Annotated in this window: 25 protein-coding genes; 7 read left to right on the top strand and 18 right to left on the bottom strand. The window is 61.2% G+C overall.

Annotated elements, in window-relative coordinates:
- Nucleotides 1-205: 205 nt before the first annotated feature.
- From ntrC to ACHEXL_RS03730, 9 genes are all read right to left on the bottom strand, one after another.
- On the bottom strand, nt 206-1,771 hold the full coding sequence (gene ntrC / locus ACHEXL_RS03770; protein WP_416560701.1) for a nitrogen regulation protein NR(I): 1,566 nt from the start codon (nt 1,769-1,771) through the stop codon (nt 206-208).
- Between the two features lie 35 nt (nt 1,772-1,806).
- Nucleotides 1,807-2,871, bottom strand: a complete 1,065-nt coding sequence (gene glnL, locus ACHEXL_RS03765) for a nitrogen regulation protein NR(II) (RefSeq protein ID WP_416560700.1) — start codon at nt 2,869-2,871, stop codon at nt 1,807-1,809.
- A complete protein-coding gene (locus ACHEXL_RS03760; protein WP_416560699.1) occupies nt 2,868-3,380 on the bottom strand; it encodes a hypothetical protein in 513 nt (170 codons plus the stop codon). Before ACHEXL_RS03760 ends, glnL begins: the two co-directional genes overlap by 4 nt.
- Nucleotides 3,381-3,449: 69 nt before the next feature.
- Nucleotides 3,450-4,865 carry a type I glutamate--ammonia ligase gene (gene glnA / locus ACHEXL_RS03755; protein ID WP_291923972.1) on the bottom strand — a complete coding sequence of 472 codons (1,416 nt, stop codon included), beginning with the start codon at nt 4,863-4,865 and terminating at the stop codon, nt 3,450-3,452.
- Nucleotides 4,866-5,149: 284 nt separating this feature from the next.
- On the bottom strand, nt 5,150-5,965 hold the full coding sequence (locus tag ACHEXL_RS03750; RefSeq protein ID WP_416560698.1) for a competence/damage-inducible protein A: 816 nt from the start codon (nt 5,963-5,965) through the stop codon (nt 5,150-5,152).
- Between the two features lie 28 nt (nt 5,966-5,993).
- Entirely contained in the window at nt 5,994-6,917 is a 924-nt protein-coding gene (locus tag ACHEXL_RS03745) for an EI24 domain-containing protein (RefSeq protein ID WP_416560697.1), read from the bottom strand.
- A gap of 57 nt (nt 6,918-6,974) precedes the next feature.
- Complete coding sequence (locus ACHEXL_RS03740) at nt 6,975-7,937, bottom strand: sterol desaturase family protein (RefSeq protein WP_416560696.1); 963 nt, start codon at nt 7,935-7,937, stop codon at nt 6,975-6,977.
- A 4-nt stretch (nt 7,938-7,941) separates the two neighbouring features.
- Nucleotides 7,942-8,775 carry a polysaccharide deacetylase family protein gene (locus ACHEXL_RS03735; RefSeq protein ID WP_416560695.1) on the bottom strand — a complete coding sequence of 278 codons (834 nt, stop codon included), beginning with the start codon at nt 8,773-8,775 and terminating at the stop codon, nt 7,942-7,944.
- Entirely contained in the window at nt 8,759-9,739 is a 981-nt protein-coding gene (locus ACHEXL_RS03730) for a YncE family protein (protein ID WP_416561303.1), read from the bottom strand. The genes ACHEXL_RS03735 and ACHEXL_RS03730 overlap by 17 nt, the downstream gene beginning before the upstream one ends.
- 60 nt (nt 9,740-9,799) lie before the next feature.
- Between ACHEXL_RS03730 and ACHEXL_RS03725 the strand changes: the two genes are divergently transcribed.
- Nucleotides 9,800-10,627, top strand: coding sequence for an alpha/beta fold hydrolase (locus ACHEXL_RS03725; RefSeq protein WP_416560694.1), 828 nt, complete (start codon nt 9,800-9,802; stop codon nt 10,625-10,627).
- Nucleotides 10,628-10,720: 93 nt separating this feature from the next.
- Here ACHEXL_RS03725 and ACHEXL_RS03720 read toward each other — a convergent pair whose 3' ends face one another.
- Nucleotides 10,721-11,440 (bottom strand): pseudouridine synthase, encoded by a 720-nt coding sequence (locus ACHEXL_RS03720; RefSeq protein ID WP_416561302.1) that lies wholly within the window; start codon nt 11,438-11,440, stop codon nt 10,721-10,723.
- 93 nt (nt 11,441-11,533) lie between these two features.
- Between ACHEXL_RS03720 and ACHEXL_RS03715 the strand changes: the two genes are divergently transcribed.
- Nucleotides 11,534-11,815, top strand: a complete 282-nt coding sequence (locus tag ACHEXL_RS03715) for a hypothetical protein (protein ID WP_416560693.1) — start codon at nt 11,534-11,536, stop codon at nt 11,813-11,815.
- 113 nt (nt 11,816-11,928) lie between these two features.
- Here the strand turns inward: ACHEXL_RS03715 and ettA are convergent, their stop codons facing one another.
- The 3 genes from ettA to ACHEXL_RS03700 all read right to left on the bottom strand — a co-directional run bounded on the left by ettA (nt 11,929) and on the right by ACHEXL_RS03700 (nt 15,884).
- A complete protein-coding gene (gene ettA / locus ACHEXL_RS03710) occupies nt 11,929-13,590 on the bottom strand; it encodes an energy-dependent translational throttle protein EttA (protein WP_416560692.1) in 1,662 nt (553 codons plus the stop codon).
- Nucleotides 13,591-13,720: 130 nt separating this feature from the next.
- On the bottom strand, nt 13,721-14,800 hold the full coding sequence (locus tag ACHEXL_RS03705) for a 3'-5' exonuclease (RefSeq protein WP_416560691.1): 1,080 nt from the start codon (nt 14,798-14,800) through the stop codon (nt 13,721-13,723).
- A gap of 85 nt (nt 14,801-14,885) precedes the next feature.
- Entirely contained in the window at nt 14,886-15,884 is a 999-nt protein-coding gene (locus ACHEXL_RS03700) for a Bug family tripartite tricarboxylate transporter substrate binding protein (protein WP_416560690.1), read from the bottom strand.
- Nucleotides 15,885-16,198: 314 nt separating this feature from the next.
- On the opposite strand from ACHEXL_RS03700, the gene ACHEXL_RS03695 reads away from it, so the two are divergent.
- Nucleotides 16,199-18,022 (top strand): DEAD/DEAH box helicase, encoded by a 1,824-nt coding sequence (locus ACHEXL_RS03695; RefSeq protein ID WP_416560689.1) that lies wholly within the window; start codon nt 16,199-16,201, stop codon nt 18,020-18,022.
- A gap of 82 nt (nt 18,023-18,104) precedes the next feature.
- On the opposite strand, the gene ACHEXL_RS03690 is transcribed toward ACHEXL_RS03695, so the two are convergent.
- Nucleotides 18,105-18,488, bottom strand: coding sequence for a hypothetical protein (locus ACHEXL_RS03690; protein ID WP_416560688.1), 384 nt, complete (start codon nt 18,486-18,488; stop codon nt 18,105-18,107).
- A gap of 144 nt (nt 18,489-18,632) precedes the next feature.
- Here ACHEXL_RS03690 and ACHEXL_RS03685 point away from each other — a divergent pair, with 144 nt between their 5' ends.
- The 4 genes from ACHEXL_RS03685 to ACHEXL_RS03670 all read left to right on the top strand — a co-directional run bounded on the left by ACHEXL_RS03685 (nt 18,633) and on the right by ACHEXL_RS03670 (nt 22,063).
- Entirely contained in the window at nt 18,633-19,595 is a 963-nt protein-coding gene (locus ACHEXL_RS03685) for a 2-hydroxyacid dehydrogenase (protein ID WP_416560687.1), read from the top strand.
- 14 nt (nt 19,596-19,609) lie between these two features.
- Nucleotides 19,610-20,134, top strand: coding sequence for a gluconokinase (locus tag ACHEXL_RS03680; protein WP_416560686.1), 525 nt, complete (start codon nt 19,610-19,612; stop codon nt 20,132-20,134).
- 97 nt (nt 20,135-20,231) lie between these two features.
- Nucleotides 20,232-21,272, top strand: coding sequence for an L-idonate 5-dehydrogenase (locus ACHEXL_RS03675; protein ID WP_416560685.1), 1,041 nt, complete (start codon nt 20,232-20,234; stop codon nt 21,270-21,272).
- A 41-nt stretch (nt 21,273-21,313) separates the two neighbouring features.
- A complete protein-coding gene (locus ACHEXL_RS03670; RefSeq protein WP_416560684.1) occupies nt 21,314-22,063 on the top strand; it encodes an SDR family oxidoreductase in 750 nt (249 codons plus the stop codon).
- On the opposite strand, the gene ACHEXL_RS03665 is transcribed toward ACHEXL_RS03670, so the two are convergent.
- The 4 genes from ACHEXL_RS03665 to ACHEXL_RS03650 form a co-directional block, all read right to left on the bottom strand.
- On the bottom strand, nt 22,064-23,257 hold the full coding sequence (locus ACHEXL_RS03665) for a mandelate racemase/muconate lactonizing enzyme family protein (RefSeq protein WP_416560683.1): 1,194 nt from the start codon (nt 23,255-23,257) through the stop codon (nt 22,064-22,066).
- Nucleotides 23,258-23,344: 87 nt separating this feature from the next.
- Nucleotides 23,345-24,352, bottom strand: coding sequence for a TRAP transporter substrate-binding protein (locus ACHEXL_RS03660; protein ID WP_416560682.1), 1,008 nt, complete (start codon nt 24,350-24,352; stop codon nt 23,345-23,347).
- Nucleotides 24,353-24,388: 36 nt separating this feature from the next.
- Nucleotides 24,389-25,687 (bottom strand): TRAP transporter large permease subunit, encoded by a 1,299-nt coding sequence (locus ACHEXL_RS03655; RefSeq protein WP_416560681.1) that lies wholly within the window; start codon nt 25,685-25,687, stop codon nt 24,389-24,391.
- Complete coding sequence (locus tag ACHEXL_RS03650) at nt 25,684-26,235, bottom strand: TRAP transporter small permease (RefSeq protein WP_416560680.1); 552 nt, start codon at nt 26,233-26,235, stop codon at nt 25,684-25,686. The genes ACHEXL_RS03655 and ACHEXL_RS03650 overlap by 4 nt, the downstream gene beginning before the upstream one ends.
- Nucleotides 26,236-26,248: the final 13 nt, after the last annotated feature.

The raw sequence follows: 26,248 nt of genomic DNA, 5'->3' as shown, positions 1-26,248 counted from the left end.
GCGGGTATCCATCACCGTCGAAGGCATGGATCCCGGATCAAGTCCGGGATGACAAACAGGGGGTCCGCGATGGCAAACAGGGGGTCCGCGATGACAGACAGAGGGAGTGCCCCTCACTGATCGTCATACCCGCGAAGGCGGGTATCCATCGCCGTCGAAGGCATGGATCCCGGATCAAGTCCGGGATGACAGACGGGGAAATAGTTCAAGCGTCGTCCAGGCCCAACTCCTGGATTTTTCGGGTGATGGTGTTGCGGCCGATGCCCAGTTTTTGCGCGGCCTCGATGCGGCGGCCTCGCGTGGTGGTGAGGGCGGCCTCGATCAGTTGGCGCTCAAAGCGGCGGGTCAGCGCGTCCCACACATCGGTGCGGCCTGCGTTGAGCAAGGCCAGCGCCTCCTGTTCCAAGCCAAGCTCCCAGCCCATTGCGGCAGTGCTGGCGGCAGTGCTGGCGGCGGTGACAGACCCCGCTTCGACCGAACCCACTGTTGACGGCGATGCAGCCCCAACCTGGTCGCTGGCGTGCTGAGCGGCATCCGACGCTGAAAAACTGGCGTGGGGCGTGGCCATGCCTGAGGGCAAAGCAGCTGGCTCAGCGGCTGCGCCGGGGCTTTGCTGCACTTCGGGCGGCAAGTCCTTGACTTCAATCACCTGCGCTGGGGCCATCACGGTCAGCCAATGGCAAATGTTTTCGAGCTGGCGCACATTGCCCGGGAACTGGAACTGGACCAGGCGCTCTAGCGCCGCATCTGAAATGCGCTTGGGCTCCACGCCCAGTTGCTGGGCGCTGCGCTGCAAAAAGTAGCGGGCCAAGGCGGGCACGTCTTCGCGCCGCTCGCGCAGTGCGGGCAGGCGCAGGCGAATCACATTCAGGCGGTGGTACAGGTCTTCGCGGAACACGCCTTCCTTGACGCGCTGCTCGAGGTCCTGGTGGGTGGCGGCGATCACGCGCACATTGGCCTTGACGGCGCTGTGGCCGCCCACGCGGTAGAAGTTGCCGTCTGACAGCACGCGCAGCAAACGCGTTTGCAAATCAAAGGGCATGTCGCCGATCTCGTCCAGAAACAGCGTGCCGCCATCGGCCTGCTCAAAGCGGCCCCGGCGGGAGGCCTGCGCGCCCGTGAACGCACCGCGCTCGTGGCCAAACAGTTCGCTCTCGAGCAGATCCTTCGGGATGGCGGCGGTGTTGATGGCCACAAAGGGCTGGTTGGCGCGGGGAGAGTGTTTGTGCAGTGCGTGCGCCACCAGCTCTTTGCCCGAGCCCGACTCGCCCGTGATGAGCACCGTGACATGGCTTTGCGCCAGACGGCCGATGCCGCGGAACACGTCCTGCATGGCCGGGGCCTGGCCGAGCATCTCGGGGGCATCGTCCATTTTTTCTTCGGCCACGTCTTCGCGCTGGCTCTCGCCCACGGCGCGGCGGATCAGCTCCACCGCCTTGGGCAAGTCAAAGGGCTTGGGCAGGTACTCAAACGCGCCGCTTTGGAAGGCCGACACCGCGCTGTCCAGATCAGAAAAAGCCGTCATGATGATGACGGGCAAACCGGGCATGCGCTGCTTGATGGCAGCGAGCAAATCCAGCCCCGAGCCGCCGGGCATGCGGATGTCGCTGACCAGCACCTGCGGGCCGTCGCTCTCGCCTTCGGCCTCCAGCGCCTTCAGCACCTCCCGTGGGTTGGTGAAGCTGCGGGTGGGCAGTCCCTCGCGCAGCAGTGCTTTTTCAAGCACAAAGCGGATGGATTGGTCATCGTCTACGATCCAGATCGGCTTCATCAACGTGGCGCTTTCTGTGGTCACTCTTGTGTGCATTAAGGCAACGGAATCAAAATCTTGAAGTCCGTACGACCAGGCTCGCTGTCACATTCGATCATGCCGTGGTGCTGTTGCACAAAGGTTTGCGCCAATGTCAGCCCCAGGCCCGAGCCGCCTTCGCGCCCCGAAATCAACGGGAAGAAAATGCGGTCCTTGATCGAGTCTGGAACACCAGGCCCGTTGTCCATCACATGCAATTCCAATGCCAGGCGATAACGCTGCTTGCCAAACGTGACTTGGCGCAAGATTCGGCTCTTGAGCGTGATCTGTGCATCGCCCTGTGCGATGCGCTCTTGCAGGGCCTGCGCCGCGTTGTGCGCGATGTTGAGCACCGCCTGAATGAGTTGCTCGCGGTCACCCCGAAACTCAGGGATCGAGATGTCGTAATCGCGCACCACCTTCAGGCCCTTGGGAAACTCGGCCAGGATCAGGGCGCGCACCCGCTCGCACACCTCGTGGATGTTCACATCGCTCACCACATGGGGCCTGCGGTGCGGTGCCAGCAAGCGGTCCACCAGCGTCTGCAGGCGGTCGGCTTCGTGGATGATGACCTGCGTGTATTCGGTCAAGTCCTTGTTGTCCAGCTCCATCTCGAGCAGCTGGGCCGAACCCCGGATGCCGCCCAGCGGGTTCTTGATCTCGTGCGCCAGGTTGCGGATCAGCTCCTTGTTGGCCTGGGCCTGCTCGGACAGGCGGTCTTCGCGCTCCTGGCGGGTTTGCTGCTCCACAGGCAGCAGCTCGACGATCACCTCATGGGGCTGGTCCGACGGGGCGACGATCACGTGCACAGGCAACGGGTCTTCGTGGTGCAGTCGGCGCAACTGGGCTTCGTAGCGCAGCGCGGCAAACTCGTTGGACTGGGCCCCGGACAAAGCCGAAATCAGAGGCTGTGGGTCCACAAAATAGTCGGGCAGATGCGTGTCGTACAGCGTGCGTCGGGACATGCCCAAGGCGTCTTCGAGCGCTGCATTGACAAAGCGCACACGGCCCTGGCCCTGCAACACCGCCACAGGCGTGGCCAACAAGTCAAAAGCCAGAAATCGGGCAACGGGCACGGTCATGGTTTCACGGTTCTCTGGGCCAGCTCACGTTGCAAGCTGTCGATGTCACGCGCAGCGCGGTCGATGGCGGCTTTGAGCGCTGCCACACGCTCATGGTCTTGCAGGGGGGCCGCGTGTTCGGGCGAGAGCTGGATGGGGGTCCCTTGCTTATACGCTTGCACCCAGGTTTGGTGCTGCTTTTGCACCCGCTCCAGCTCCTGGACCAAAATGGTGCGCGCCTGCGCATCGCGCTCGGTTTGCCGGGTGGTGCTGGCGCGTGCGGGCTCGGCTTGGGTGCTGCGCGACTCGTCCGGTGCCTGGCCTTCGGTGCTTGTCTTGACGGGCACCGCTTGGGGGCGCACCCCAGGGATGACCGTGACGGCCTGTTCAGCGAGCCGCTCACAGCGGGACACGTCGCGCGGGGCGTTGGTGTATTCCTGGCCACAGCGGTAAATGGCCTCCTGAGTCAGTCCACTCTGGCACCCGGCGGCAGCCGACACCACGAGCAGACCCTGACGCAGGGCGTGCATAAAAAAAGGACGGCCGAAGCCGTCCTTGGTGGGTATTGCACGGGCAGGTGCAATGTGCCGCATGGTGAATTACAGCGAGTAGTACATGTCGTATTCGACAGGCGAGACTTCCACGCGGCTGCGGTTGACTTCCTGCATCTTCAATTCGATGTAAGCGTCGATCCACGAGTCGGTGAACACGCCGCCCTTGGTCAGGAAGGCGCGGTCGGCGTCGAGGGCCTCCAGAGCCTGGTCCAGGCTGTGGCAGACGGTGGGCACCAACTTGTCTTCTTCTGGCGGCAGGTGGTACAGGTCCTTGGTCGCGGCTTCGCCGGGGTGGATCTTGTTTTCGATGCCGTCCAGACCCGCCATCAACAGGGCGGCAAAGCCCAGGTAGGGGTTCATCAATGGATCGGGGAAACGGGCTTCCACACGGCGGGCTTTGTCGCTGGCGACGTTGGGGATGCGGATCGAAGCCGAGCGGTTCTTGGCAGAGTAAGCCAGCTTCACAGGCGCTTCGTAGTGCGGGACCAGGCGCTTGTAGCTGTTGGTGCCGGGGTTGGTGATCGCGTTCAGGGCGCGGGCGTGCTTGATGATGCCGCCGATGTAGTACAGGGCGAATTCAGACAAGCCAGCGTAGCCATTGCCTGCGAACAGGTTCTTGCCGTCTTTCCAGATGGACTGGTGCACGTGCATGCCGGAGCCGTTGTCGCCAGCGTAGGGCTTGGGCATGAAGGTCGCGGTTTTGCCGTAGGCGTTGGCCACGTTGTGGATCACGTACTTTTGCAAAAGGGTCCAGTCGGCGCGCTCGACCAATGTGGAGAACTTGGTGCCGATTTCGCACTGGCCAGCGCCAGCCACTTCGTGGTGGTGCACTTCGACCGGGATGCCCACGGATTCGAGGATCAGCGACATTTCGCTGCGCATGTCGTGTGTGCTGTCCACGGGTGGCACGGGGAAGTAGCCCCCCTTGACGCGGTTGCGGTGACCGCTGTTGCCGTTGTCCATCTTGGTGCCGGTGTTCCAGGGGGCTTCGGCTTCGTCGATGGCGTAGAAACTGTTGTTCGGCTCGGTGCTCCAGCGCACGTCGTCGAACAGGAAGAATTCTGGCTCAGGACCAAAGAAGGCGGTGTCGCCCAGGCCCGATTGCTTGAGGTAAGTTTCGGCGCGCTTGGCAATCGAACGTGGGTCACGCTCGTAGGCCTTGCCGTCGGTGGGCTCGATCACGTCGCAGATCAAGACCAGTGTGACTTCTTCGAAGAAGGGGTCGATCAGGGCGCTGTTGGGATCGGGGATCAACAACATGTCCGAAGCTTCAATGCCTTTCCAGCCCGCGATAGAAGAACCGTCAAACGCTTGACCTTCTTCGAACTTGCTTTCGTCGAACTGCGACACGGGCGCAGTGATGTGCTGCCATTTGCCACGGGTATCGGTGAAACGGAAGTCAACGAACTTGACTTCGTTCTCTTTCACCATCTTCATCACGTCTGCGACGGTCTTGGCCATCAAAATCTCCTGAATGGAAAGGGGTTAAAAAGCTTGCTCACGGGTCTTGCAGTTTCTGTGCCAACTTGAGGCCCAAACCGCAGCCGAACAACCCGAGATTGTGCCCTGCAGGCGACCCGTTGGGCATCTCCGGGGGATAAAAAAGCGTGCCCTCTCGGCATGGTCGATGGCCACCGCCGCCAGGCTTTCACTTTTTCAAGCCACTGGACACCTCAACGGTTTGTCCAGCTCCGTGATAATGCACTTTTATGGTGCAATTTTGCACCATTTTGGTGATACCTAGATCAACGCACCAATTCGGGGCCATATTCCAAAGGAAAAGCCTTCAGGCCTTGCCGCAGGTCCAGATAAGCCCGCTCGGCATCGGCCGGTTCGCCCTTGACCCCCAGCTCGATGTGGCGCCCCCACTGCGGGTGGTCCACGCTGGGCAGGCTGAACACCTTGACGCCGGGGTGCGCGGCCTCAATGGACTCCATCAAGGGCGTCAAGGTGGCTTCCATCGCCCCGAGGACGATCACCGACTTTTCGATGTACGCGTTGCGCCGGAAATGGGCGCTGTATTGGCTGTCCAACACCGATTCGATCATCGGCCAGGCCATGACCGGAAAGCCGGGCACAAAATGCACCGCGCCGCCGCCCGCGCCTGAACAGCTGAACCCGGGAATCTTGTTGTAGGGGTTGCGGATGATGGCTGCCCCTTCAGGGAACACCCCCATGTTCAGGCGGTGGACGTTGTCCGGGCGGTCCGGCTCGTAAGGCACGCCCTGCTCCTTGGCGGTGTCCTGCATGCGCTCCTGAATCAAGCGCTTGGCTTCGGGGTGCAAGGCCAAAGGCACGCCCAGCGCTTTGGCCGCGCATTGGCGGGTGTGGTCGTCCGGCGTGGCCCCGATACCGCCGCAACTGAACACCACATCGGCCGAGGCGAATGCGCGTTTCAGGGTGGCGGTGATGCGCTCGGGCGAGTCGCCCACGTATTCGGTCCAGCCCAGACTCAGGCCGCGCGCGGTCATCAACTCGATGACTTTGGGCATGTGCTTGTCCTGGCGCTTGCCGGACATGATTTCGTCGCCAATGATGATCAGGCCAAATGTGGGGGTCATGGTGGTGAGAAAGAAAAAGGAAATGGGTTCAGAGGCTGGGGCGGGGTTCGACATCGGTGACGGTGTCGGCCTTGTCTTCCGGGCCCGGGCCGAGCCGGGCAGCGGCATGGGGCGAAGCCGGCACGGCGGGTAAAACGTCATCGACAGCCGCGCGATGCGGTTCGTCACGCAGTGCCTGCAAAGCCGCCAGCGCAAAGTGGGCAAACCACAGCGAAGAAAACGCAAACACCAAGGTGTAGATCCAGATGGCCACAGGCACCAGGATCACAAACGCTGCAGCAAACAAGGCCCCAGAAGCCCACACCAAACTGGGGGCAGCGCCCATGAGCCCGGTCACCACGCCCATCCCCAAAAAACTCATGCGGTGACGCGCCATCAGGGTATAGCGTTCGTCGGCGCTGGCGAATTCGGCCAGCACATCAAAAGCCATGACGCGGTAGGTGAGCCAACCCCAGATGAGTGCGGGCAGCACCATGGCCAAGGGCGGCACCAACCACATGGGCAAGGTCAACAACAAAGCGCCCAGCGCCAGCAGCAAGGATAAAAATGTCCACCACAGGCTCAGCGCCAGGCTACCACCATACCTGCGCTGCAGGCCCGCAAAACGCCGGTCGGCGACCAGACGGGTCAGTGCAGGCGTCATCAGGAAAGACACTGCCAGCAAGGACGCCACCACCACCAAAGGAGTGACCGAGAAAATCACGAGCAAAGGCGCCACCACCGTCTTCAGGTCAGGCAGACCGATGCCTTCGAGCCAGCGCCAGACGACCGTCAACCAACTGGAGGCGTCCAGCCAGCCGCGCACCCAGGTGACGGCAATGTCCCAGTACAGGTAGCCGAGCAACCAGGACAAAGCCACGATCAGCACAAGCGGTAAAAACGACAAGCCGATCACCCGGGGGTAGAGGCAATACATCGCCGCGCGCCAAAAGGAGTCGATCAGGAGTTTCATGGTCGAAAGCTTAACAGTTGAAGGTAGCCGGATCGCATGGCCGCCTGGTGTGCAAACTCAGGTTCGGCCCAGCAGCCTGAGCAGGCCCAGTCGCTGCTGGGCCCAGAAGCCTTGGCCGTAATCGCGGCCCTGCTCCACCTGGTCGCGCACGCCTGTGGGGTCATAGCGCAGCTGAAAATCGGCTGTGCCAAACAGCATGTCCCACCAAGGCAGCAGCACCCCGAAGTTACAGCCGCCCAGAACTTTGTGGCCTTGAACGTCAAATTCATGCCCAATGCCAATGCTGTGGTGCCTGCGGTGAAAGCGCGGACTGACCCACAGTCGTTCTCCCATGCGGCCAAAGCAGATGCGCACGTTGGCATGCTGGAAGTTTTCGCTCAGCTGGCCAATCGCCACCAGCGCCACAAACTGCCCTGGTCCCACGCCGATCAACACAGCCACGGCCGACAACATCAGGCTGGTGAGCATGTCGTCGAGCAAGTGGTTGCGGTTGTCGCTCCACATGGTCATCTGCCGCTGCGAATGGTGCAAGGCATGCAAGGCCCACCAGGCGTTGGACTGGTGCTGCGCCCGGTGAATCCAGTAATGGACAAAATCAAAGACCACCAGGTACAGCACGAAACTGACCATGGCCAGATCGGTCACCCCGGGCCACAGGCCATCCAGGTGCAGCGTGGGCATGCCCCAAGCCCGCAACACGCCCAGGCCTTGCTCGAAGGCGTAGTCGAGTGTGAAAAACATGCCCAACTTGAACAGACCCAGGCGGTGGATCAGGGTGTAAATCACGTCGACCCGCACCGCTTGTCGGTCGCGCAGCGGCTCGGCAGGCCAGCGCCGTTGCATGGGGCCGATCACCACCCACATCACCAGCAGCTGCAACAGGCCGACCACCACCCAGCCCGTGCCTTCGTAGGCTTTTTCCAGCAGCTGGCCTTGGCCCGCCGCAAAGGCAAGGGGTTGCACGATTGCCTCGAAAAGCATCTGCTGACCACGGTCAAACAGGTCGATCAAAAAGTCCATGGCTTCATTGTCGCGAATCGGGCAAAACCGGCAGCGCCAAGGGCCGCTGCCGCACCCAGTCCCGGTAAGCCGGGTGCTCACGCAAAGTGGCGAAACACAGCCCTCGGGCCTTCAGGCCCGCGATCAGCGGCTCCAGCACGGCCGGGGCCCACGGATCTTGCCGCGACCAGATGCCCAGGTGGGCCATCAGGATGTCGCCAGCGCGGATGTTTTTCAGCGCCTTTTGCAGCAACTGGGCATTGGGGTGGGTGGCACTGGACAGCTCGTCGCCCAAAAAGCCGGCATCGGACCAGCCCACATGGGCAAAGCCGCATTGCCGCGCCGCTTCGATCAAGCGGGGCGAGGTTTTGCCGCCCGGCGCCCTGAACAAGGGCAGTGGCACTTGTCCGGTCAAGGCCTGCAAACGCTGCGCTGCTTGGCGCAAGTTGTCGCAATATTGTGCAGCGGTCCATGTGAAGGTTTGACCTGCCCGCTCGCCCGCGCTCGGACGGATTCGGAATTGCCAGCTGTTGCCCTCTTGCAGGTCGGCCCGCCAATACGCGTGGTCCCAAGTGTGCGAAGCAAAAGCGTGACCTTCTGCGGCACGCGCCCGCCACCAAGGGGCCCAATGCTGGCCCAAAGTGCCATCGCCCTCGCGGGTTTTTTCATGCGCCGCAAAAAAAGTGACGGGCACCTGCTGTCGCTGCAAGACTTCAGCGATCAAAGGGGCCACGCCCATGTGGCCTGTGTCGAAGGTCAAATAAACCGGCTTCTCGCATGTGGCCGCGACAGGGGACAAGCTGCCCACCCAGAAGGCGCCGACGAGCAACCCACGGCGCCACTCAATAGCGTGGCGCATGGTCCAGTGTCCACACCCCGTGGGGCGATTTACCGACCCGAACCTGCCGCACCACTTTGCGCGTGGCGATGTCGATCACCGACAGTTTTCTGGCCCAGCGCGAAGCGACCAGGATGTATTTGCCGTCGGCCGTGATGTCCATGCAGTCCGGGCCGGAGGGTCCGGGAAAATCCGCCACCACGGCCATCTGGGTGTAGTCGATCTGGCTAATGGTGTTGGTCACGCGGTTGCTGACCATCACATGGCGTTTGTCGCCCAGTGCCCGGAACGCGTGCGCGCCCTTGCCCGTGGGGATTTTCTTGACCAGTTTGGGTTGGCTGCTACCAATGTCGTACACCTCGACACCATCCCCCCCGGTCAGGCCCACCAGCAAGAATTTGTCGTCCGGCGTGCCGAATACGTCTGCAGGCATGGGGCCAACCGCTGTGCGCGATTTGAGGGTTTGCTTTCCCAGGTCAATCGCCACGATCTCGTTGCTGTCCTGCATCGAAACCCAGGCGGTCTTGCTCTGGCTGTCGATCCACAGGTGGCTGGGGGTTTTGCCGGTCGAGATGCGCTTGGCCAAGGTGGGGTTTTGCCCGTCCCAGCGGTAAATGTCCACATGATCGAGCCGGTTGGCGGCGATCACCAGCCATTTCATGTCGGGTGAAAACCGCAGGTGGTACGGGTCCAGAATGCCGGTCACGGTGCGCTGGACCTCAGCAGTGCGAGGGTCGATGAAGGTCAGCGAGTCGCCCATGGCGTTGGCCACGATGACCGACTTTTCATCGGGGGTGAGGTACAGGTGGTGGGGTTCTTTGCCCGTGGGAATGCGCTGGGTCTCTTTCCAGGTGACTGGATCGATCACACTGACGTTGCCATCCAGGGAATTGAGAACAAAAACCGGGGCCTGCGCCTGAGCGGCTGTGACGCCCCACTGAAGTACCCAAACCGCACTCACAAAAAAACGAGACAACAAACGCAAATCAATCACAAAACGCTTTCAAAATCACAGCCAAGTGTAAACGCCGATTCAGGACCCCGGATGCCCGCACCAACGCCTACGCCCCCCCCTACGAAGCTCTCACTGAAAAACCTCACCTTGGAGGTGGCCCACTGGCAGCCCAACCAGACCATCAGCCCCGCCCACACCCTGGTTTTTCTGCACGAAGGGCTGGGCAGCGTCGCCATGTGGCGGGACTGGCCCGCACGCCTTTGCCAACGCCTGGGTTGCGCGGGCCTGGTTTACTCGCGCCAGGGCTATGGCCAATCCGATCCGGTGGCCAATGTGCGCGGCCCTTCGGGCGAAGCGGCGGGCGTGCGCCACGGCCGCCTGCTGTCCGACTACATGCACCGCGAAGCCCTGGAAATTTTGCCCGCCTTGCTGGAGGTACTGAACATCCAGCGGCCTGTGTTGGTGGGCCATTCGGACGGCGGCACCATCGCCCTGATCCACGCCAGCCGTTTTGAGGTGGCCGCTTGTGTGGTCATGGCGCCGCATGTGATGGTCGAAGACATCTCGATTCAGGCCATCCTGGCCGCTCGGCAAGCCTACGAACACGGCCCCCTGCGCCAGCGTCTGGCCCCCTACCACGCCGATGTGGACTGCGCGTTTTGGCAGTGGAACGATGTCTGGCTGAGCGAGGCCTTTCGCGGTTTCGATATCCGCCCCGAACTGGGCAGCATCCGCGCGCCCTTGCTGGCCATCCAGGGCGAAAACGATCCCTACGGCACCATGGCCCAGATCGACGAGATTGCCCGCGCCGTGCCGCAGGCGCAACTGCTCAAGCTGCCCGATTGCGGCCACTCGCCACACCGCGACCAGCCCGAGGCCGTGATGCAGGCGCTACAGACCTTCATCCGCGATCTGTAGCTCGGTGGCTTGAGCCCCGACAGGCCTCGTTGGGATGCTTTGTCGGAGCTCAAGCGCCAAGCTACAAGGCTTTGTCAGACCTAAGGCTTAAGCTCAAGGCTTGAGCAGGGCCAGGTCTTCGTCGGTCAACCAACGCCACTGACCGGGGGCCAAGTCGCCCAGAACCAGGCCACCGATTTGCGAGCGGTGCAGGCCCTCGACCCGGTTGCCCACCGCCGCCAGCATGCGCTTGACCTGGTGGTATTTGCCCTCTGTGAGCGTCAGCTTCAGGTGCAGCTCGCTCACCGCCTCACAAGCGGCGGCCTTGACCGGCTTGGGGTCGTCGTCCAGCACCACGCCGCTGAGCAATTTGTCCACCATCTCCGGTGTGATCGGGTGCTTGGTCGTCACCTCGTACACCTTGGGCACATGGTGCTTGGGAGAGCTCATCTTGTGGATGAACTGGCCGTCGTCGGTGAGCAGCAGCAAGCCCGTGGTGTCTTGGTCGAGCCGGCCCACCGCCTGCACGCCCTGCACCGCCGCTTTTTGTGGGCGTTGGCGCAAAGGCGCGGGCAGCAGGGTGTAGATGCTGGGCCAGGTGGAGGGCTTTTGCGAACACTCGGTGCCGGTGGGCTTGTTCAGCAGCACATAGGCTTTGTCCTTGAACGGCCAGTCGGTGCCTTGCACCGTGAAATGCAGCCCCTCCAAATCAAAAAATTCGCCCGCATCGGTCACGGTTTGACCTTCGACTTGCACATGGCCCTGCTGGACCAGACCCGCGCACACGCGGCGGGTGCCAAAGCCCTGGCAAAACAAAATGTCTTCCAGGCGCATGGGTTTGAGAGGTTTGGCTTTCATGGGGCATGATTGTCACCTCGAAAAGCCCCTACCCCATGGGGAATGGACCCGGCAGGAGACACATGGCCCATGAGCACCGCCCTTGACACCCTCGACCGCATGACCCAGGCGCTCACGGCCTGCGGCCAAGGCCAATTGGCACAAAGCGAGATGATCCGCCTGTGGCGCAGCAGTGCAGCCAGCTTGCCCTTGCCGGGCAAATTTGGCGAAGTGCTGGGCAACCTGCTCGACCGCATCGAGGCCAGCGCCTTGTTCAGCGAGGAAAGCTGCTCTTTCAGTCAAAAAGACCTGATGGCGAGTTTGCAACTGTGGGCGGACAAGGCACGCGCCCAGCTGCCGCCCACACCTTAGGTCAGTCGGCAGCCATTCGGCCGCGGTGGCGGCCTCCCCAAGAATCCTCACCTTCAGCAGCCCCCAACGACAACGGGCCCCGAAGGACCCGTTGTCTTTTGCGAAGCGCTGAATTACTTCAAAGCCTTGAAGCGCACGCGCTTGGGCTTGGCACCTTCTTCGCCCAGGCGCTTTTTCTTGTCGGCCTCGTACTCTTGGTAGTTGCCGTCAAAGAAAACCCACTGGCTGTCGCCTTCTGCGGCCAGGATGTGGGTGGCGATGCGGTCCAGGAACCAGCGGTCGTGGCTGATGACCATGACCGAGCCTGCGAATTCCAGCAGCGCGTCTTCCAAAGCGCGCAGGGTTTCCACGTCCAGATCGTTCGAGGGTTCGTCCAGCAGCAGCACGTTGCCGCCTTCGATCAGGGTCTTGGCCAGGTGCAAACGGCCGCGCTCACCGCCCGACAGCATACCGACCTTTTTTTGCTGGTCGCCACCGTTGAAGTTGAAGCGGCCGCAATACGCGCGGCTGGCCATCTGGAACTTGCCGACGTTGATGATGTCCAGGCCGCCCGAGACGTCTTCCCACACGGTTTTGTTGTTGTCCAGGTCATCGCGGTTCTGGTCCACAAAGGCCATCTTCACGGTCTGACCGATGGTGACTTCACCGCTGTCAGGCTGCTCGCGGCCCGAGATCAGCTTGAACAGCGTCGATTTACCGGCGCCGTTGGGGCCGATGATGCCGACGATGGCGCCCGCTGGCACCTTGAAGCTCAGGTTGTCGATCAGCATGCGATCGCCAAAAGACTTGCTGACGTTCTTGAACTCAAACACTTCATTGCCCAGACGCTCGGCCACAGGGATGAAGATTTCCTGGGTTTCGTTGCGCTGCTGGTATTCGTAGTCGCTCAGTTCTTCGAAGCGGGCCAAACGGGCCTTGCTCTTGGCTTGACGGCCCTTGGGGTTGGCCCGAGCCCACTCCAATTCTTTCTTCATGGCCTTGGTGCGGGCGTCTTCGGTGCGCTGTTCCTGCTCCAGACGGGCTTCTTTTTGTTCCAGCCAGGTGGAGTAGTTGCCTTTGTAAGGGATGCCGTGGCCACGGTCGAGTTCCAAAATCCACTCGGCAGCGTTGTCCAGGAAGTAGCGGTCGTGGGTGATGGCCACCACGGTGCCCGAAAAGCGCTGCAGGAACTGCTCCAGCCAATCCACCGATTCGGCGTCCAAGTGGTTGGTGGGTTCGTCGAGCAGCAGCATGTCGGGGCGCGACAACAACAGGCGGCACAAGGCCACGCGGCGTTTTTCACCGCCCGACAGGTTGCCGATCACGGCGTCCCATGGGGGCAGGCGCAGCGCATCGGCCGCGATTTCGAGTTGGTGGTCAGAAGCGTCACCTGCGGTAGCGATGATCGCTTCGAGCTTGGCCTGCTCGGCGGCCAAGGCGTCGAAGTCGGCATCTTCTTCGGCATAGGCGGCGTACACCTCTTCGAGGCGGGCCTGCGCGGCCTTGATCTCACCCATGCCGTTTTCCACCGATTGGCGCACGGTTTCAGTGGGGTCGAGCTGGGGCTCTTGCGGCAAATACCCGATCTTCAGGCCCGACATGGGGATGGCTTCGCCTTCGATCTCCTTGTCGATACCGGCCATGATCTTGAGCAAAGTGGACTTGCCCGAGCCGTTGGTGCCCAGCACGCCGATCTTGGCGCCAGGGAAGAAGGACAAGGAAATGTCTTTGAGAATCTGACGTTTGGGCGGCACGATCTTGCCAACCCGGTTCATCGAAAATACGTATTGAGCCATGTGTAACCCTGAATAAAAAATGGCAGAAACCGGCAGCCACAAAGGTGCCGGCTCAAAGCCTCAACCCGACATGTGGGGGCGGGTGCGGCCTGCGCAACCCGACATTATCCCAGCTTGTGATGTCAACGGCTCAAACCGCCCTGTCCGAGAGGATGCCCGGCCGGCTTGAAAACTGCACCCGGCTGTCCAGCGCCTCCAATTGCACACGGGCGCTGCGCTGACCATAGACCTCGGTCCGCAACCAGCTGCATTCGGCGTCCAGCAGCGCATCCGAGGACAAACTGCACCACCAGACCCGGCCATCACCGTCCCAGCGATAACCGCGTGACTTGAGCTTGTCCTTGGCCTCAAACGGCGCACCGATGGCGCGCAGCTTGTAGCGGGTCTGCCCTGCCCCGGCCAGCAGACGCGCCAACCCGGTCTGGCCGTCGGCCAACGGTGACGCCAGGACCTGCAACAAGGCATGGCAATCGACCTGCGCCCGGTGTGCGTCGTAAAACCAGCCGCGCTCGGCCGCCAAAAACTCCAGCTTGGCAGAACCGCTGCCCTCTTTTTTCCAGTCAATGCCCTGAAAGGAGCAATTCCAGGCCTTGCCAGCAAACACCGGAAAACGCGCCTCGACAAACGGCCGGTCAAATCCGGCGTTGTGCGCCACGATCAAATCGGCCTGTTGCACCAACGCCATCACCGCCGCATCGTCAATGCGCTGACCCTGCACCATGGTGTCGTCGATGCCCGTGATGTCGGTGATCTGAGGGGGGATCGGCTTGCCCGGATCTTCAAACGACTCGTAAAGGGTCACCGGCCCCACCGGCAAGCCGGTCGCGCAGTCCACCAGCACCGACAACATGGCAAGCTCGATGATTTTTTCGCTCTTGCTGTCCAGCCCGGTGGTTTCGGTGTCGAGCACGATCACCCGCTGGGTGGGCTGGCCGTGCAGGCCGCCATAGTCGGCTGCGGGCTGCAAACGTCGCAACACACGAAAATCCGGGTGCCGGGCCAGCGCCTGAGCCATGGCCTCGTGCTCAGTGGGCTGAGGCGCGAAGAGTGGTGCGGGCTGGGCTTGTGGCTGGGCCACGGTCACTGGGGCATGCACCATCACCACAGGAGCCGGGGTCGTGTCGGGCTTTTGTGGCTTGGCAGCCTTGGTAATTTTTTCGGCAACTTCGGCCTCAAAGCCGAAAAAACTCATCTGGTCGGTTTTGTTCATAGCACGAGATTAAACCGCGTCTGACAACGCCGGCCCACGCCGCTTGACGACCCATTCCCAAAGAGGGCAAACCAACAAGGCCGGCTCAATCGAGCTTGATCCCCAAGTCCACCGCCAGCTTGATCCACACAGGCACTTCGGCCTCCCAGTCCTTGCGGGTGTCGGCGAGGTTTTTGGGTTTGTTCGGGATCGCGAAGGTGTCGCGCAGCTTGGCCGCTTTGTCGGTGTTGGACCAGGCCACGGCCTCATCGGCCAGGAGTTTGAGCACGGCTTCGGGCGTGCCTGTCGGGGCCACCAGGGGCAAGCCGCCTTCCAAAGTGACCAGCTTGGCCGTATCACCTTGTTCCATCAGGGTGGGCACGTTGGGCAGTTTGGGCGAGCGGTAGCTACCGGTGACGCCAATGGCGCGCACGCCCCGGCTGGCCACGGCATTGAAGGCCAGGTAACTGCCCACGGCAATTTGCGATTGGCCCGAGGCCACATCGAGCCACATGGGCGCTTCACCCCGGTAATGCACCGACTGGATTTGGGTACCGTGCACGCGGTTGGTCTGATCGGCCACCATGTGCGGGTACGAACCTGGTGCATAAGTGCCCATAGACACCGGGTTCTTTTTAGCCCAGGCCACAAATTCGGCCATGTTGTTGGCGGGGATTTTGTCGTTGATGCCCACGACCAAGGGCCCCGAAGGAAACACAGTGACCGGAGTCAGGTCTTTGTCGAGGTTGTAGGGCAGCTTGGAATAAAGGATACGGTTTTGCCAAAAAGTGCCCGAGGTGCTCATGACCAGGGTGTAGCCATCGGCAGGCGATTTGGCCGCTGCATCAATGCCAATGATGGCGCCCGCACCCGGTTTGTTGTCAATGACCACGGGCACGCCCAACTTGGTGGCCAAATGGTCGCCATAGCTGCGGGCCAAGGCATCGGTCAGGCCGCCGGGCGGGAATGCCACAATGATCCGAATGGGTTTGGCAGGCCACTTGGTTTGCGCCCAGGCATTGACCAGCGGGCCACTGGTGGCCACGGCGGTGGCGGCCAAAGCGGCAGTTTGCAAAAAGGAACGGCGGTCAGAAAAAGGCTTCATGGTTGTGCGCGTGAGAGATTGATGGGTGCCGACCAGTCTAGGTCTGCCATGCCTTAAATGGCATTGGGGTTTGAACCCATGCCCTGACCTGTGGGGGACATCCCTTGGCGTTTCTTGCTTTGTGCGACAATGCACCTCGCTGAGGCCTCCAGTTGCCCCAGCATCAGCACTTCTGCTGGGGCCTGACCCAGGCAACGCTCAAAACAAGCGCCTGCGGTTTCCATGCCCACCTTAAGACTTATCGGCCCTCACTGGACACTGCCACCAGCAGTTGATTGAGCCGATGCCTGCGCCGGACATGGCGCTCTGAAAAAATGAACTTTGAAGAATTGAACCTGGCCCCGGCCATCATGCAAGCTGTGCGCGAGCTCGGCTACGAAAACCCCACGCCCATCCAGGCCCAGGCCATTCCCGCCGTATTGGCCGGACAAGACTTGCTGGCGGGTGCGCAAACCGGCACGGGCAAAACCGCCGCATTCACCTTGCCCATGCTGCACAAGCTGAGCCTGAGTGAGCCGGGCAAAAACCGCTTTGGCGGCAAAGCCATCCGCGCTTTGGTGCTCACCCCCACCCGCGAACTGGCCGCCCAGGTCGAAGAATCGGTGCGCGACTACGGCAAATACCTGAAGCTCGACTCCACCGTGATCTTTGGCGGCGTGGGCATGAACCCGCAAATCAGCAAAATCAAAAAAGGCGTGGACATTCTGGTGGCCACTCCCGGTCGTTTGCTCGACCTGCAGGGCCAGGGCTTCCTGGACCTGTCAACTGTCGAGATCCTAGTGCTCGACGAAGCCGACCGCATGCTGGACATGGGCTTCATCCACGACGTGAAAAAAGTGCTGGCCCTGGTGCCCAAAGAAAAGCAAAGCCTGCTGTTCTCGGCCACCTTCAGCGACGAGATCCGCGAGTTGGCGGGCAACCTGCTCAAGAACCCGCAGAGCATCCAGGTCACGCCCAGCAACACCACGGTGCAGCGCATCACGCAGGTGATCCACCCCGTGGGCCGCAACAAGAAAAAAGACGTGCTGCTGCACATCATCCAGAAGCACGACTGGAGCCAGGTGCTGGTGTTCACCCGAACCAAATTTGGCGCTAACAATGTGGCCGACTTTTTGACCAAAAATGGCGTCAAAGCCATGGCTTTGCACGGCAACAAGAGCCAGACCGCCCGCACACAAGCTTTGGCAGGCTTCAAGAGCGGCGAGATCCGTGCCTTGGTCGCCACCGACATTGCAGCGCGCGGCATCGACATCGAAGACTTGCCACACGTGGTGAACTACGAGATCCCTAACGTGTCGGAAGACTATGTGCACCGCATTGGCCGCACGGGCCGCGCCGGTGCCAGCGGCGAGGCCGTGAGCCTGGTCTGCCTGGACGAAGAAGGCTTCATGATGGACATCGAACGCTTCACCAAGCAGGAGATTCCGGTCCAGATGCTCGAAGGCTTTGGCCCCGAGCCCGGCGAAGTGGCCGAGCCCATCGCCATGGGTCGCCAGACCCTGTGGGGCGGTGCAGGCAAGCCGCCCAGCCGCGATGTGATGGCCGCTGCGGCCAAGGCCGCGCGCCAGGACATGATGCAACGCATCCGCGACAACAAAGTCGCGGTCGGTGGTGGCGGAGGCGGTCCCCGTCAAGCCCGAGGCGAAGGTCAAGGTCAGCCGCGACCATCCCGCAACGGCCCACCGCCCTCACGCCGCAATGGCCCACAAGGCGCACCCCGATTTGAAGGTCAAGGCGATGGCCGCCGTGAAGGCGCACGCGACGGTGGTCGCGGTCAAGAGCAACGCGGCGATCCCCGTTTTGACAACCGTGGTGATGGCCAAGGCCGTCCCGCGCCACGTGGCCCGCGTCCTGAAGGCCGTGGCCCAGCGCGTGGCGCACAAGGTGGTCAGGGTGGTCAAGACCGCCGCCGGGGCGATGGCGACGAGCTGCCACGCCACATTGACCCGCTGAAAACCACACAGTTTGCACGCCTGGACTTGCCCAACCGCAAGCCCGTGCGCACCAGTGGCCAGCCCGATCCGACCCGCACCAGCATCGACAGCCTGGCCAGCGGCGGCCGCCGCCAGGGTGGTGGCGGTTACAGCGGTGGCAACCGCGGTGGCAACGGCGGCGGTGGCCGCGGCTTCGGTCGCTGACCAGCGCCCTGCCTCATGAACAGAGCCCGCTGACAGCGGGCTTTTTTTTACCCGAATCGGTTGTGCACTTCAGGGGTGAACGTCAGTCGCGCACAAACAGCGTCACCAAGGGGTCGGGACCCACCTGGCGGCTCCAGTGACCGTGCACGGCAGGGTCAAACGTGGCCCCTTCGGGCAAGGTGTCAGCCGAGTAAAAGAACTCACCTGGACCAAAGGTGCGCGAGCTGCCGTCTTGCAAACAAATCTCCATCTGCCCATCCAACACAAACAACCACTGCGGCTTGCCCGTGCAATGGAAAGTGCTGCGAAAACCCACAGGGCTTTGACGCAACTGGCAGGCACTGGCCGCCATCAGGGCCGATAAGCGACTTTGCGGTGTGCCCTCGGTCAGGGGCACAGCTTCGTCCCGAAAACGGGCTCGGCCATCGGTATCGGTGAAGAGAATGACTTTTTTCAGGGCATGCATGGCTCAAGGCCTCCGTTCAAACCAAAAGCTGATTGTCAACGAGGCTTTGAACGGTGGTCAGCGTGCAGGGGTTTGTCCGTAGATGGGTCCAGAGAGCGCCCCGATACGATAGGCGCATTTGTCCTTGAAGCCTCAGGAGAACCCTTGACCAAACCCGATGTGCTGGCCGTCGCCAAACTGCACCCTTTTTACCTCCAGGCTTTGGAAACCCTCTACACCGTGCACGACCGCACCCATGTGACCGACCCCGCGGCTTTTGCCCAACTCGCTCCGCGCATCCTGGGCGTGGCCGGCACGGGCGAAGCCAGCGTGCCACGCAGCCTGCTGGCCCAAGTGACCAACGCCAAAGTGGTATCGGTTTTTGGCGTAGGCTACGACGGCGTGGATGTGCCCGCCGCCATAGAGCACGGCATTCCCGTGACCCACACCCCCGATGTGCTGACCGACGATGTGGCCGACCTGGCCATGGGCCTGGTGCTGTCGGTGGGCCGCAGCATTGCACAAGCCGACCAGTTTGTGCGTGCAGGCCAATGGCCCAACGGCCCCATGCCGCTGACCCGCAAAGTCTCTGGCGCCCGCATGGGCATTGTGGGTTTAGGGCGGATCGGCAAAGCCATCGCCCAACGCGCCAGCGGCTTTGGCATGTCGATCGCCTACACCGCGCGCAGCGAAAAGCGTGACGTCGGTTTCAAGTACTACTCCTCTGCCGCCAAACTGGCAGCGAACGTGGATTTTCTGGTGGTCATCACCCCGGGTGGCGCGGGCACCAAACACCTCATCAACGCCGAAGTGCTCAAGGCGCTGGGACCGCGCGGTTTTTTGATCAACGTGGCGCGTGGCAGCGTGGTCGATGAAGAGGCGCTGATCGCTGCGCTGCAAAACAGCACCATCGCGGGCGCAGGCCTGGACGTCTTTGCCCACGAGCCCAACGTGCCCCAAGCACTGTGGAGCATGCGCAATGTGGTGCTGACACCGCACATGGCCAGCGCCACCACCGAAACACGCCAGGCCATGGCCGATCTGGCTTTTGCCAACATGCAAGCGGGCATCTCAGGTCAGCCCTTGCGCACACCCGTGCCCGAGTGTGCGGCCATGCTGAACAAGTGAGCCCCTCACCGAGCATGAACAAGCCACCCCTGCGTTTGATCGTCATGGGGGTGTCCGGCTGCGGCAAGTCCACCATGGCTTCAGCGCTGGGTGAGAGACTGTCACTGGACATGGTGGATGGCGATGACCTGCACTTGCCTGAAAGCGTGGCCAAAATGCGCGCCGGCGTGGCGCTTGAAGACGCCGACCGATGGCCTTGGCTGGACCGCATTGGCGACTACTTGTCGCAACCTCACCCGCAAGGCCGTGTGGTGGCGTGCTCAGCCCTCAAGCGGGTGTACCGCGACCGCATCCGCGCTCAAGCCGGTGATGTGTGCTTTGTTTTCCTCGACGGCGACTTTGCCTTGATCGAGCAACGCATGCGCCAACGCGTGGGCCACTACATGCAGCCCGGCTTGCTCAGCAGCCAATTCCACACACTCGAAACCCCACAGGCCGATGAAACCGATGTCATCCGGCTCTCCATCACTCACCCTTTGCATGACTTGCTCGCGCAAGCGCTCCTGGCCTTGCAGGCCCGCATGCAAGTTGCTTTTTGATGCTTGAGAAGACGCACCATGTTCAACCGCTGCCCAACAGCACGTCCATCGACTGAGGCCAATTAGCCGCCCTTTGAAGCTTTCACAAGGACCTCCCATGAAATCCGTTGTCTGCCATTCGGCCCAAGACCTGCGCATTGAAAATACCGAACTGCCCCCTCTGGGCGAACACCAGTTGCGCGTGAATGTGGCCTATGGCGGCATTTGCGGCTCGGACCTGCATTACTACCAACACGGCGGCTTTGGCACCGTGCGCATCCAGCAGCCGATCGCGCTGGGCCACGAAATTTCGGGCGTAGTGGACGCTGTGGGCAGCCAGGCCAGCGGCATCACACCCGGCCAGCGCATCGCCATCTCGCCCTCACGTCCTTGCGGCCAATGTCGCTTTTGCCAGGCGGGCCAGCACAACCATTGCCTGCACATGCGCTTTTACGGCAGCGCCATGCCCTTCCCGCACATCCAGGGGGCGTTCAGCGAACAACTCATCATCGAGGGCTACCAGGCCCACCCGATTGCCGACCACCTGAGTCTGTCGGAAGCCGCTTTGGCCGAACCTTTGTCGGTCGGCCTGCACGCCATCCAGCGTGCGGGCAGCGTGCTGGGCAAGCAGGTCTTGGTGACCGGTTGCGGCCCGATTGGCTCGCTCTTGATTGGCGCTTTGCGCCGGGCAGGCGCCGCCCGCATCGTGGCGGCCGACATTGCCGACTTACCCCTGAAGTGCGCCAAGGAGATGGGCGCGGACGAAACCATCAACCTCAAGACGCAACCCCAAGCGCTGGACGCCTACAAGGTGGACAAAGGCCAGTTTGACGTGGTGTTCGAGGCCTCGGGCAGCGAAGCCGCTTTGCGCGTGGGCCTGGACACCATCGTGCCGCGGGGCGTGCTGATCACCGTGGGCATGGGCGGGGACATCAGCCTGCCCATGACGCAGATCGTGACCAAAGAAGTGGATTTGCGCGGCACCTTTCGCTTCCACGCCGAATTCGCTACCGCGGTGCACTTTTTGAACGAAGGCCTGGTCAACGGCAAGCCGGTCATCACTGGCATCCTGCCTGTGGAGCGCGCCATCGAAGCCTTTGACCTGGCGGCCGACAAGAGCCAGTCACTCAAGGTACAGATTTCTTTTCAAAACGCCTGAAAATCAGGGGCTTATTTAGCCCTCTTTAGAAAGTTCACACCATGTCCAAAATCGCCCTCGTCACCGGTGCCAGCTCGGGTATCGGCAAAGCCTGCGCCCTGGCGTTGCTGAAAGAAGGCTGGCAAGTCGTTCTGGTCGGCCGTCGCGCCGATGCGCTGGCTGCGGCCGTGCAAGAGGCCGGCCCCAACGCGGCGAACGGCCATGCCATCCCGACCGACCTGTCCAAAGAACCCGAAGTCAAAGCCTTGTTTGACCAGATTCGCACGCGCTTTGGTCGCCTGGACCTGGTCTTCAACAACGCCGGGATTTTCTTGCCCTATGCCTTGCCCGGTGACCTGCCTGGCGACGAATGGCGCCGTGCGGTGGACATCAACCTCAACGGCGCTTTCTACACCTTGTCCTATGCCTTCAAACTGATGCAAGAGCAAAGCCCACAAGGCGGCCGCATCATCAACAACGGCTCCATCTCGGCGCATGCCCCCCGCCCCGGCTCGATTGCCTACACCGCCACCAAGCACGCCATCTCGGGCCTGACCCGCGCCGCCGCGCTCGATGGCCGGCCTTACAGCATTGCTGTGGGTCAGATCGACATTGGCAACGTGGCCTCGGACATGACGCTCAAGATGGCGCAAGGTGTGCACCAGGCCGACCTGAGCATCAAGGCCGAGCCACGCATGGACATGTCTGCAGTGGTCGAGACCTTCATGACCATGGCGCGGCTGCCCTTGTCGGCCAACATCTTGTTCACCACGGTGATGGCGACCAACATGCCCTTTGTCGGTCGCGGCTGATCAACGGCTCACCCGCACCACTGCATCGGCACGTTGGTGCAAGTCGGGCAGTAACTCCAGCCCCAAACCGGGCTTGTCGTTCAAGCTGACCATGCCGTTCTTCACCTGCGGCAACTCGGTCACCAACTCCTTGTACCAGCCGCTGTAAAAAGCACGCACGCTCTCTTGAATCAGCGCATTGGGTGCGTGCAGCGACAAGTGCGTGGAAGCGGCCCACACCACTGGCCCGGTGCAGTCGTGTGGCGCCACCGGCAGCTGCCAGGCGTCGGCCATGGCGGCGATTTTGCGTGCCTCAGTCAGGCCCCCGCACCAACTCAAATCGAGCATGGCCACACCTGCGACGCCGGTTTGTAAATAGTCCTTGAAGCCCCATTTGTAGCTGAGTGTTTCGCTCGCGCAAATCAGCGCCTTGCAGTCCACCGCGTATTGCTTGAGCAGGTCCAGGCTGTCCATGCGGATCGCGTCTTCGTGCCAGAAGGTGTCGAACTCTTGCAAGGCACGCGAGATTTTTTGCGCCATGGGCAAGCGCCACAGGCTGTGGAATTCGACCATGATGTCCATCTTGTCGCCGACCGCTTGGCGGATCTTGCGAAAAGGCTCGAGCGCCGTGTTCAGGTCTTGCGGGCTGATGTATTGGCCGTGCGACTTTTCTGCGGCCACGTCAAAGGGCCAGATCTTCATGCCGGTGATACCTTCACTCAGCAGCGACTCGGCCACCTCGTCGGCGCGGTGCAAAAAGCCCTGCAAGTCTTCATAAGGCCCGGCATTGTTGCCCAGGCCCCAGTTGCTGCTGGTCTGGTTCACATTGCTGCGGATGTACTGGTAGCCCGCGCAGGTGTTGTAAACGCGGATCTCGTCGCGGCTCTTGCCACCCAAAGCGGTGTAAACCGGCATGCCGGCTGCCTTGCCAAAAATGTCCCACAGCGCAATGTCCACCGCCGAGTTGCCACGCGTTTCCACACCGGAGCCGCGCCAACCCAAATAGCCGGTGATATCACGCTGGCGTGACTCGATGGCCAGCGGATCTTGGCCCACCAGTTTGGGCGCCACCCATTCGTGCAAATACGCTTCAACCGCTTGCGCCCCCATGAAGGTTTCGCCCAGGCCCACCAGGCCCTCGTCGGTGTGCAGACGCACCCAGATGATGTTGGGAAATTCGCCCAAACGGATGGTTTCAAGTTGCGTGATTTTCATGGCAGCACCGATTTCAGTCGTTAAAAAAGCCCCACAGCGGTCGGCTGTGGAGCTTGTGGGTTCAGCAAAAAGGCTGAGCGCGAAGGATCAACCGCCGCGAGCTTTTTTCAGCTCGTCTTGCACCACCTTGATGGCGTCGGCACCGATCGAGTCCTTGTGCTTGTCGTAAACCGCAGCGACCTTGGCACGGATACGGTTTTGCTCAGCGGCGCTGACCTCGTTGACCTGCATGCCTTTGGTCTTCAGGCTGGCCAAGGATTTTTCGTTCAAGGCACGGTTGGCTGCACGTTGCACTTTTTGGCCTTCGATGGCAGCTTCGCGCAAAACGGCTTGCTCTTGCGGGTTGAGTTGATCCCACAGTTTCTTGCTGTAGAGCACCAGGAAGGGCGTGTAGGCGTGACGCGTCACGCTCAGGTACTTTTGCACTTCATTGAACTTCGAAGTTTCAATGGTCACAAAGGGGTTTTCCTGACCATCGATGGTCTTGGTTTCCAGGGCGGTGAACACCTCACCAAAAGCCATGGGGACGGCGTTGGTGCCCAGGGTCTTGAAGGTATCCAAGAAGATGTTGTTCTGCATCACGCGGACTTTCACACCGTCAAAGTCCTCCAGCTTGGTCACAGGGCGCTTGCTGTTGGTGAGGTTGCGGAAACCGTTTTCCCAATAAGCCAGGTTCACCAAACCCACGGCTTCGAGCTTGGCATTGAAGTACTTACCCGCCGCACCATCGAGCACGGCATCGGCTTCTTTTTCGTTGGCAAACAGGAAGGGCAAGTCAAACACCCCCAGCTCTTTGATGATGCCCACCAGCGGCGAGCTGGAAGTGCACACCATCTCTTGGGTGCCGGCACGCAAAGCTTGGGTCGCAGGCAAATCACCGCCGGCTGCACCACCCCAGAAAGCGGTGATCTTCATCTTGCCGCCGGTTTTGGCGGCCAGCACTTCCTGCATCTTCTTGACGCCCACGCCCACCGGATGGTCTTCGTTCACGCCATTGGTGAACTTGATGTTGCGATCGGCAAACTGCGCCATCGCGCTCGATGCCACCAGGAATGTGCCCGCGATCAGGGTCACCAGATTTCTGCGTTTCAACATGATTGTCTCCTTTATAAAAACACAGGGGTTAAGAAATCAACTCAGCATCCATTTCATCGGCACGAGGACGATGGCAGGGAAGGCGATCAACAAGGCCAGTACCGCCAATTGCGCCCACAAGAACGGCAAAACACCTTTGAAGGCCGTGTCCATATTGATTTTGGCCACACCACACACCACATTGAGCACGGTGCCTACGGGTGGAGTGATCAGGCCAATCGCGTTGTTCATGATGAACAGCACGCCGAAATACACGGGGTCAATGCCCGCCTTGATGACCAGCGGCATCAGCACCGGCGTCAGAATCAGTACAGTGGGCGTGAAGTCCAGCGCGGTGCCCACGACCACCACCAACAACATCAAAACGACCATCAACAAGGTCTTGTTGCCCATCAGCGGCTCCATCATGCGAGCCACTTCGGCCGGGATGTTGGCCACCGTGATCAGCCAAGCGCTCACCATGGCGGCAGCGACCAAAAACATGATCACGGCCGTGGTTTTGCCTGCCGCCAAAGTCAGGCCATACAACTTGGACCACTGCAACTCGCGGTAAACAAAAGCACCTACCACAAAGCTGTAGACCGCCGCGACCACGGCCGCCTCGGTCGGGGTGAACACGCCAAACTTCATGCCGCCGATGATGAAGACTGGCAAACCCAGCGCCAAGATGCCTTCGCGCGTGGCTTTGAGTTTGTCAGACAGATTCATGCGGGGTGCGGGCTGCACGTTCTCGCGCTTGGCCACCCACCACCAAGTCAGGCCAATGGCCACGCCCATCAAAATGCCCGGGACAATGCCGGCCAAAAACAATTTGGTGATGGACACATTGGCCGCCACGCCAAAGATGATGAAACCAATGGAGGGCGGGATCACCGGCGCGATGATGCCGCCGGAGGCGATCAGGCCTGCCGAGCGGCCGACGTTATAGCCGGCCCGCTTCATCATGGGGATCAGCAAAGCAGCCAACGCTGCGGTATCGGCCACGGCTGAACCGGACAACGAGGCCATGATGACCGCCGCCATCACGGCCACATAACCCAGACCGCCACGGAAATGTCCGACCCAGGCCATGGCCAGGTTCACGATACGGCGACTCAAACCACCCGCATTCATGAACTCGCCGGCCAACAGAAAAAACGGCACCGCAAGCAAGGGAAAGTTGTCGGCACCGTCCACAAAGCGCTGCGCCAGAATCTGGCTGTCGAAGGCGTTGATCATGCCGTTACTGGCCATGTAGGCCATCAGGCTCAAACCACACACCAACAAAGCGTAAGCGATGGGCATGCCCAGGGCCATGGCCCCCAACAAGCTGAACACAAAAACAGCGATGGTCATGTGCGTCCCCGAACTTCAGGTGTCAGATCATCCAATGTGACCGTGTCCTCAGACTCCACCACCATGACCAAATCCTCTTCTTTCAAGCGCCCCGTGAGCAACAAGACCAATTGGTTGAGGTTCATCGCCGCCATCACGCTGGCCGTGACATAACCAATACCGTAAATCCAGATCATGGAGATGCCCACCACCACCGAAATGTTGGTCACTTGCAAATCATGCATCTTCCAGGTGCCCCAGAAGAACAGCACGTTACAGCCGAGCATCAAGACTTCGCTCAGGAAAAAGCACAGCCTTTTGCCGCCCAGAGACAAGCGGCGCACCAAGGTGTCCACACCCAGATGACCTTTTTCGCGCATGGCCACCATGGCGCCCAGGTAGGTCAACCAGATGAAACAGTACCGCGACATTTCGTCCGAGATGGAAATACCCGAGTTGAAGCCGTAGCGCAGCACCACGTTGCCAAACACCATGATGACCATGGCCACCAGACAGGCAACGACCAGAAACTCCAACAGCTTAAAAAATGAATCGATGATTTTTTGCATGTCTGTCTTGATG

Origin of the sequence: Limnohabitans sp. YIMB22184 (assembly GCF_048020265.1) — a bacterium.
Taxonomy (GTDB): domain Bacteria; phylum Pseudomonadota; class Gammaproteobacteria; order Burkholderiales; family Burkholderiaceae_C; genus Limnohabitans_A.
Note: the sequence above shows the minus strand (reverse complement) of the source record. Positions and strands in the feature narration are given on the sequence as shown.

Excerpts from the sequence above, each read along its gene's own strand:
- ntrC (WP_416560701.1), bottom strand. The coding sequence starts at position 1,771 with ATGAAGCCGATCTGGATCGTAGACGATGACCAATCCATCCGCTTTGTG.
- ACHEXL_RS03725 (WP_416560694.1), top strand. The coding sequence starts at position 9,800 with ATGCCCGCACCAACGCCTACGCCCCCCCCTACGAAGCTCTCACTGAAA.
- ACHEXL_RS03745 (WP_416560697.1), bottom strand. The coding sequence starts at position 6,917 with ATGAAACTCCTGATCGACTCCTTTTGGCGCGCGGCGATGTATTGCCTC.
- ACHEXL_RS03750 (WP_416560698.1), bottom strand. The coding sequence starts at position 5,965 with ATGACCCCCACATTTGGCCTGATCATCATTGGCGACGAAATCATGTCC.
- ACHEXL_RS03675 (WP_416560685.1), top strand. The coding sequence starts at position 20,232 with ATGAAATCCGTTGTCTGCCATTCGGCCCAAGACCTGCGCATTGAAAAT.
- ettA (WP_416560692.1), bottom strand. The coding sequence starts at position 13,590 with ATGGCTCAATACGTATTTTCGATGAACCGGGTTGGCAAGATCGTGCCG.
- ACHEXL_RS03655 (WP_416560681.1), bottom strand. The coding sequence starts at position 25,687 with ATGACCATCGCTGTTTTTGTGTTCAGCTTGTTGGGGGCCATGGCCCTG.
- ACHEXL_RS03760 (WP_416560699.1), bottom strand. The coding sequence starts at position 3,380 with ATGCACGCCCTGCGTCAGGGTCTGCTCGTGGTGTCGGCTGCCGCCGGG.
- ACHEXL_RS03700 (WP_416560690.1), bottom strand. The coding sequence starts at position 15,884 with ATGAAGCCTTTTTCTGACCGCCGTTCCTTTTTGCAAACTGCCGCTTTG.
- ACHEXL_RS03735 (WP_416560695.1), bottom strand. The coding sequence starts at position 8,775 with ATGCGCCACGCTATTGAGTGGCGCCGTGGGTTGCTCGTCGGCGCCTTC.
- ACHEXL_RS03695 (WP_416560689.1), top strand. The coding sequence starts at position 16,199 with ATGAACTTTGAAGAATTGAACCTGGCCCCGGCCATCATGCAAGCTGTG.
- ACHEXL_RS03680 (WP_416560686.1), top strand. The coding sequence starts at position 19,610 with ATGAACAAGCCACCCCTGCGTTTGATCGTCATGGGGGTGTCCGGCTGC.
- ACHEXL_RS03720 (WP_416561302.1), bottom strand. The coding sequence starts at position 11,440 with ATGCGCCTGGAAGACATTTTGTTTTGCCAGGGCTTTGGCACCCGCCGC.
- ACHEXL_RS03690 (WP_416560688.1), bottom strand. The coding sequence starts at position 18,488 with ATGCATGCCCTGAAAAAAGTCATTCTCTTCACCGATACCGATGGCCGA.
- ACHEXL_RS03650 (WP_416560680.1), bottom strand. The coding sequence starts at position 26,235 with ATGCAAAAAATCATCGATTCATTTTTTAAGCTGTTGGAGTTTCTGGTC.
- ACHEXL_RS03715 (WP_416560693.1), top strand. The coding sequence starts at position 11,534 with ATGAGCACCGCCCTTGACACCCTCGACCGCATGACCCAGGCGCTCACG.
- ACHEXL_RS03670 (WP_416560684.1), top strand. The coding sequence starts at position 21,314 with ATGTCCAAAATCGCCCTCGTCACCGGTGCCAGCTCGGGTATCGGCAAA.
- ACHEXL_RS03665 (WP_416560683.1), bottom strand. The coding sequence starts at position 23,257 with ATGAAAATCACGCAACTTGAAACCATCCGTTTGGGCGAATTTCCCAAC.
- glnL (WP_416560700.1), bottom strand. The coding sequence starts at position 2,871 with ATGACCGTGCCCGTTGCCCGATTTCTGGCTTTTGACTTGTTGGCCACG.
- glnA (WP_291923972.1), bottom strand. The coding sequence starts at position 4,865 with ATGGCCAAGACCGTCGCAGACGTGATGAAGATGGTGAAAGAGAACGAA.
- ACHEXL_RS03705 (WP_416560691.1), bottom strand. The coding sequence starts at position 14,800 with ATGAACAAAACCGACCAGATGAGTTTTTTCGGCTTTGAGGCCGAAGTT.
- ACHEXL_RS03660 (WP_416560682.1), bottom strand. The coding sequence starts at position 24,352 with ATGTTGAAACGCAGAAATCTGGTGACCCTGATCGCGGGCACATTCCTG.
- ACHEXL_RS03740 (WP_416560696.1), bottom strand. The coding sequence starts at position 7,937 with ATGGACTTTTTGATCGACCTGTTTGACCGTGGTCAGCAGATGCTTTTC.